The sequence below is a fragment of the Mycobacterium sp. TH-M15 genome, assembly GCF_057473705.1.
In genome coordinates, this window is record NZ_JBYCLB010000448.1 from 1 (window position 1) to 5,327 (window position 5,327).

2 protein-coding genes and 1 pseudogene are annotated in these 5,327 nt (G+C 71.0%); all 3 read left to right on the forward strand.

Translation table 11 applies throughout. The annotated features are described in order from the left end of the window. Nucleotides 1–1,065, forward strand: a pseudogene (locus AC2VNT_RS10830) (alpha/beta hydrolase); the annotation flags it as partial. A 29-nt stretch (nt 1,066–1,094) separates the two neighbouring features. Next, nucleotides 1,095–2,435, forward strand: a complete 1,341-nt coding sequence (gene glnA / locus AC2VNT_RS10835; RefSeq protein WP_486946856.1) for a type I glutamate--ammonia ligase — start codon at nt 1,095–1,097, stop codon at nt 2,433–2,435. A 39-nt stretch (nt 2,436–2,474) separates the two neighbouring features. Next, nucleotides 2,475–5,327 (forward strand): bifunctional [glutamine synthetase] adenylyltransferase/[glutamine synthetase]-adenylyl-L-tyrosine phosphorylase (locus AC2VNT_RS10840; protein ID WP_486946857.1); only part of this gene is annotated, 2,853 nt, incomplete at its 3' end.

Sequence of the window (5,327 nt, forward strand, 5' to 3'; positions counted from 1 at the left end):
GCGTACCGGCGTGAGCCGCAGGTGGACATGAGCCCGAGCGGGGTATCGCAGATCGAGGGGCTGAACCGCCAGCTGGCCGGCGAGTGTGCGGACCGGATGGGAACGGACTTCCTGGCCAACGTCGGCACCGCGTCCGCGGCACGGGATATGGACCGGGTTCGCCAGGCCCTCGGCGACGAACAGCTCAACTACCTCGGCTTCAGCTACGGCACCCGGCTGGGCACCGCCTACCTCGAGCGGTTCGCCGACCACGTGCGCACCATGGTGCTCGACGGCGCCCTCGACCCGACCGTCGATCCGATCGACCACGACATCAACCAGATGAGCGGGTTCCAGCGGGCGTTCGACGACTACGCGGCGGATTGCGCCCAGTCGCCGGACTGCCCGCTGGGCGCCGACCCAGCTCGGGCCGTCGTCGCCTACCACCAGCTGGTCGACTCACTGGTCGACGATCCGGCACCGACCAGCGACCAGCGTGGGCTGAGCTACGGCGACGCGATCACCGGAACCATCAACGCGCTCTACAACCCCGGGTACTGAAAGTACCTGACCCGCGGGCTGCGCGCCCTGCGGAGCGGCGGGGAACCCGACGAGTTGCTGGTGCTCGCCGACGTGTACGAGGGCCGCGACGAGCGCGGTCACTACGACAACACCCAGGACGCGTTCAACGCCATCCGGTGTGTCGACGCGCCGGTACCGACCGACCCGGCGGTCTGGGCGGAGGCCGACCGGCGGATGCGCGACGCCGCGCCGTTCCTGTCCTACGGCGACTTCACCGGATACGCGCCGCGCGATCTGTGCGCGATGTGGCCGGTGCCGGCCACGTCGGCGCCGCACACCACCGCGCCGGTGGCGCCGGGCAAGGTCGTCGTCGTCTCCACCACCCATGACCCGGCCACCCCGTACCAGGCGGGTGTCGCGCTGGCCAGGCAGCTGGGCGCCCCGCTTGTCAGCTACCAGGGCACCCAGCACACCGTCGTCTTCGACGGCGACGAGTGCGTGGACACCACGGTGGTGGAGTATCTGGTCAGCGCGGTATCGCCCCCGGCGAATGTGCGCTGTTAGCAGGCCCGCACGCTGCTACGCTTCGCGGTATGGACCGACAGAAGGAGTTCGTGCTCCGCGCGCTCGAGGAACGTGACATCCGCTTCGTGCGGCTCTGGTTCACCGACGTGCTCGGGTACCTGAAGTCGGTCGCCATCGCCCCGGCCGAACTCGAAGGTGCCTTCGAGGAGGGGGTCGGTTTCGACGGGTCGGCGATCGAGGGCTTCGCGCGGGTGTCGGAGGCCGACACCGTGGCTCGGCCGGACCCGTCGACATTTCAGGTGCTGCCGTGGACCAACAGCACCGGCGGACACCACTCGGCCCGGATGTTCTGCGACATCACCATGCCGGACGGCTCGCCGGCCTGGGCGGATTCCCGGCATGTGCTGCGCCGCCAGCTGGCCAAGGCGAGCGACATGGGCTTCTCCTGCTACGTGCACCCCGAGATCGAGTTCTTTCTGCTCAAGCCCGGCCCGTACGACGGGTCGGCGCCCGTCCCGATCGACCACGCCGGCTACTTCGACCAGGCGGTGCACGATTCGGCGGCCAACTTCCGCCGGCACGCGATCGAGGCGCTGGAGTCGATGGGCATCTCGGTGGAGTTCAGCCACCACGAGAACGCGCCCGGTCAGCAGGAGATCGACCTGCGCTACGCCGACGCGCTGTCGATGGCCGACAACGTCATGACCTTCCGCTACGTCATCAAGGAGGTCGCGCTGGACGAGGGGGCCCGCGCGTCGTTCATGCCCAAGCCGTTCAGTGAGTTTGCCGGTTCGGCGATGCACACCCACATGAGCCTGTTCGAGGGTGAGGTCAACGCCTTCCACAGCCCCGACGACCCGCTGCAGCTCTCCGCAGTAGCCAGGTCGTTCATCGCCGGGATCCTCGAGCACGCCTGCGAGATCAGTCTGGTCACCAACCAGTGGGTGAACTCCTACAAGCGGCTGATCCACGGCGGCGAGGCGCCCACCGCCGCGTCGTGGGGGGCGTCCAACCGTTCGGCGCTGGTCCGGGTGCCGATGTACAGCCCGCACAAAACGTCGTCGCGCCGGGTCGAGGTGCGCAGCCCGGATTCGGCCTGCAACCCGTACCTGACGTTCGCCGTGCTGTTGGCCGCCGGGCTGCGCGGCGTGGAGAAGGGCTACGAGCTGGCTCCGGAGGCCGAAGACAACGTCTGGGATCTGACCCCGGAAGAACGCCGGGCGATGGGCTACCGCGAGCTGCCGGGCACGCTGGAGCGTGCCATCACTGAGATGGAGAACTCGGAACTGGTCGCAGAGGCGTTGGGGGAGCAGGTTTTTGACTTCTTTCTGCGTAACAAGCGCCAGGAGTGGGCGAACTACCGCAGCAACGTCACCCCGTATGAGCTGGAGCGTTACCTTTCGCTGTAGGTCGTCGGCGTGACCAACCCCGGTGCGGCGCGCCAACGGATGACGCCCAGTGCCGGACGGCTCGGCCTGGTGGACCCGAACGCGGCCGCTTACCTGAGCGAACTGGGTTGGGGCGGCTCGGGCAACGACGCCCACGTCGACGCGTTGTGGTCGCTGTCCCGGGCGGCGAACGCCGACGTGGCACTGCGCGCGCTGGTTCAGCTGGCCGCGGCGGCGGGCGACGGCTGGGGTGAGCTGAGCGATGCGCTGCTGACCGATCGCGGGTTGCGCGGCCGGTTGTTCGCGGTGCTGGGTTCGTCGCTGGGGCTCGGCGATCACCTGGTCGCCCACCCCGAATCGTGGCGGCTGTTGGCCGGAGACATGGCTCTGCCGTCCGGCGGCGAACTGCGCCGGCTGTTCGACCGGTGCGTCGAGGAGACCCGCGACGCCGAGTCCGGTGCACGGATCGAGCGGCTGCGCACCTGCTACCGGGACCGGGTGCTGGTACTGGCCGCGCTCGACCTGGCGCCCACCGTCGAAGACGAGCCGGTGCTGCCGTTCGCCGCCGTCGGCGAGCAGCTGGCCGACCTGGCCGACGCCGCGCTGGGAGCGGCGCTGACGATGGCCCAGGAGTCGGTCTGCGGCACCGATGCCCCGCCCCGCCTGGCCGTCATCGCCATGGGTAAATGCGGTGGCCGGGAACTGAACTACGTCAGCGACGTCGACGTCGTCTTCGTCGCCGAGGATGCCGGCCCGCTGACCAACCGGCTGGCCGGGGAGCTGATCCGGGTGGCGGCCGAGGCGTTCTTCGAGGTGGACGCCGGACTACGTCCGGAGGGCCGGCAGGGTCCGCTGGTCCGCACCCTGGACTCGCACATCGCCTACTACCAGCGTTGGGCGAAGACCTGGGAGTTCCAGGCATTGCTGAAGGCCCGCCCCGCGGTCGGCGACCCGGAGCTGGGCCGGGCCTACCTGGGCGCGCTGATGCCGATGGTGTGGACCGCCTGCGAGCGTGCGGATTTCGTCGCTGACGTACAGGCGATGCGGCGCCGGGTCGCCGAACTGGTGCCCAGCGAGATACGCGACCGCGAACTCAAACTCGGCACCGGCGGACTGCGCGACGTGGAGTTCGCCGTGCAGCTGCTGCAGCTGGTGCACGGTCGTGCCGACGAGTCGCTGCACGTGGCGTCCACCGTCGGCGCGCTGGCGGCGCTCGGGGCCGGCGGCTACATCGGCCGGGACGACGCGGCCACCCTGACCGCGTCCTACGAATTCCTCCGGCTGCTGGAACATCGCCTGCAGCTGCAGCGGATGAAGCGCACTCACATGCTGCCGCCGCCCGACGACGACGAGGCGCTGCGCTGGCTGGCCCGCGCCGCCCACATTCGGCCCGACAACGGCCGGGACGCGCTCGGGGTGCTGCGGGCCGAGCTCAAGCGCCAGAACCTGCGGGTGTCGCGGCTGCACGCAAAGCTCTTCTACCAGCCGCTACTGGAAACGGTCGGCCCGGCCGGTCTGGAGCTCTCCGGCGGCCTGACACCGGAGGCCGCGGAGCGGCAGCTGGCCGCGCTCGGCTACGAGGCACCGGGCAGCGCGCTGAGCCACCTGGCCGCGCTGACCGGCCAGAGTGGGCGGCGCGGCCAGGTGCAGACGGTGCTGCTGCCCCGGCTGCTGTACTGGCTCTCCAACACCCCCAACCCGGACATGGGGTTGCTGGCCTATCGGCGGCTCAGCGAGGCGATGGCCGGCCAGCGGTGGTACCTGGCGACGCTGCGCGACAAGGGCGCGGTCGCCAACAGGCTGATGCGGGTGCTCGGTGTCTCGGCGTACGTCCCGGAGCTGTTGATCCGCGCGCCGGAGGTGATCCAGTCCTACAGCGACGGCCCGTCCGGCCCGAAGCTGGCGGATACCGATCCCGCCGCGGTGGCCGGTGCGCTGATCGCGTCGGCGGCCCGCTACCCCGATCCGGCGCGGGCGATCGCCACCGCCCGCAGTCTGCGCCGCTACGAACTGGCCCGCATCGCCTCGGCGGACCTGCTCGGCCTGCTGGACGTCCGGCAGGTCTGCGCCGCGCTGAGCGCGGTGTGGGTGGCGGTGCTGCAGGCGGCGCTGGACGCGGTGATCCGGGCGAATCTGCCGGCCGGCGACCAGCGGGCCGGGCCCGCGACGATGGCGGTGATCGGCATGGGCCGGCTGGGCGGGCGCGAGCTGGGGTACGGCTCCGACGCGGACGTGCTGTTCGTCTGCGAGGCCGCCGACGGGGTGAGCGACGCCGACGCGGTGCGCTGGTCGACCGGGGTCGCCGAGCAGGTTCGCGGGTTGCTGGGCACCGCCAGCGTCGATCCGCCGTTGCACGTCGACACCGACCTGCGACCGGAGGGGCGCCAGGGGCCGCTGGTGCGCACCCTGGCCTCCTACCGGACCTACTACGCGCAGTGGGCGCAGCCCTGGGAGATCCAGGCGCTGCTGCGGGCCGACCGGGTGGCCGGAGATCCGGAGTTGGGGGAGCGGTTCTTGCTGATGGCCGACGAGACCCGCTATCCGGCCGGCGGGATCTCCGAGGAGGCCGTCCGGGAGATCCGCCGGATCAAGGCTCGGGTGGACAACGAGCGGCTGCCGCGGGGCGCCGACCCCAACACCCACACCAAGCTGGGCCGCGGCGGTCTGGCCGACGTGGAATGGACCGTGCAGCTGCTGCAGCTGCGGCACGCGCACCGGGTTCCGGCGCTGCACAACACCTCGACCCTGCAGACCCTGGACGCCATCGCGGCGGCCGGTCTGGTCGACGCCGACGAGGTGGAGCGGCTGCGCACCGCCTGGCTGACCGCCACCGGAGCCCGCAACGCACTGGTGCTGGTGCGCGGCAAGCCCACCGACCAACTGCCCGGACCGGGCCGTCAACTCAATGCGGTC

What these genes read in the sequence shown, in the direction of transcription:
- glnA (WP_486946856.1), top strand. Translation starts at nt 1,095, where the DNA reads ATGGACCGACAGAAGGAGTTCGTGCTCCGCGCGCTCGAGGAACGTGAC.